This is a genomic window from Janthinobacterium sp. JF4 (assembly GCF_059617925.1).
This window is the reverse complement of record NZ_JCAQAV010000094.1, coordinates 1-1929: the sequence shown is the minus strand read 5'-3', so window position 1 is coordinate 1929 and position 1929 is coordinate 1. Positions and strand designations below refer to the sequence as shown.

General features: G+C 59.7%; 1 protein-coding gene. It reads right to left on the bottom strand.

What is annotated here, in order from left to right; genetic code table 11:
- A partial coding sequence (locus AC54AF_RS26985) for a phage tail-collar fiber domain-containing protein (RefSeq protein WP_496639042.1) occupies positions 1-1832 on the bottom strand: 1832 nt, incomplete at its 3' end.
- Between the last annotated feature and the right edge of the window lie 97 nt (positions 1833-1929).

Genomic DNA, 1929 nt, shown 5'->3' with positions numbered 1-1929 from the left:
TCGGGCGTCAGTGTGGTGCTGGCGGGAATGCCGATGGTCCGGGATTTGTTGCCCAGCGCCCGCTGCACGAAAGCCGTGCTTGCCACAGAGTCATCGCTGTCGAATTGCGGCTGTGTCGTGGTGACGTTGTTGAAGTAGTTCGCCATGCAGGCGGCATAGCGCAACTGGGCCGAGCCGCTGACGCAAATCCATGAACCATTACCGTCGCCTTCAATGCTCAGCGACTCGCCTTTGCTGATTTCGATAGAGGGTAACGCCCCCGAACTGACAAACAGATTATTGTTGGCGCTTGGTTTGATGGATATCCCCACGGCGCCGGAGTACATCGAGAAGAACTCCAGGCGTGCGCCCTTGCGGCATTGCTTGGCGTCAGGCAATACGACAGTGGCTGTTGCGTTTGCGTTATTGATTAAGCTCGTGCCGGCATGTTCTGGCGTCAGGATGGTTTCACCACCGCTAATGAATTGCAGATTGCTCTGCAGGCCGACTTTATTCATCCATTCAGTGGTAGCCAGTTTAGCGCTATTGTCGAAACGCGCTGGCGTGATGCCAATGCCGTTGAAATAATTCGCCAAGTCGGGATTACGCTGCATTTCTGCGGTCGAACTAATTACCTGCCAGGTACTGTCGTCCGCTGCACACAATGTAATGTACTGGCCAGACTTCAGCACAATCGATGTTGTTGCGATATCGAAGTTGATTAAGGCACCGTTGCCGGCAAGGATCTTGCCGGTATGCCCGCCAAAGCCGAACAGGTGAATGCAGCGTCCGGAATTGGTGGCAATACCAAGTGAGGAGGGCGGCGGCAGCGTCAACGTGGCGCCTCCATAAAACCACAGCACACTGCCAATATCATCAGCCACCAGGCTGCGCGAGACGCCTACCGATCCCATTTTGGTGACATTGCCTTGTTCCTGCTGCACGAACCCGGCGCTGGCCAGCTTGCGCGAGGCTGCGAACTTTGGCAGCGGCTCCACCTCCTTCATGCTGTATTGCGGGTGCGGGTCCAGTGCGGCGACGTGCTTGGCCAGTTGCTGGTCGCCGTAGGCACGTGCGCTGTTGTCCTGCTGATCGACATAGGCGACCTTCGCCAGCAGCGGGTGCGGGTCTGCAGCAGCCTGATGCTTGGCCAGTTGCTGATCGCCATAGGCGCGGGCGCTGGTGTCCTGCTGATCGACGTAGGCGACCTTCGCCAGCAGCGGGTGCGGATCAAGAGCCGCCTGATGCTTGGCCAGTTGCTGATCGCCATAGGCGCGCGCGCTGGCGTCTTGCTGATCGACATAGGCGACCTTCGCCAGCAGTGGATGCGGGTCAACAGCGGCCAGGTGCTTGGCCAGTTGCGCGTCGCTGTAGGCGCGCACGATGATGTCCTGGTCATCGACATACTTGCGCGTGGCCAGGATGACGGACGGGTCGATTTTCAGTTCGATGGCGGCCGTGCTGGCGACGATCAGCACGATGCGCACCACTTGCGTGCGCCCGCTGCCTTCGGCCATCAGGGGCTTGTAGCTGGGCGGGCAGTTGGCCACTGCGCACAGGTCACCGGCCTCGTCAAAGATGCCGATTTCGCGTATCCACCAGCCGCCCACGTCCTCGGGCAAGACTTGCTCGACGATGATCTGGCTGGCGTTGGCCGGGTCGATGGTCAGCTGGTTCAGGCCAGCGCGGCGCACTTCGTGGACGAGTGTCTTTTGCGTGCGCACAGGCATGGGCAGATTGCCGTTGCCGTCGCCCACGGCCAGGCTTTTCAGTTTCAGGGTTTGACCCAGGGCGATGGCGTTGGCCAGTTTGGCCTCGCCCACTTCGGTCAGGATGGCAAAGTATGTGCTCATGGATAGATGGTCAGGGTGTCGATGGTATGGGATGCGCCGGCTTGCAACAGCGTGCCGCGCACTTCGATGGTTTCCGCGATCCAGGGATACACGGTCA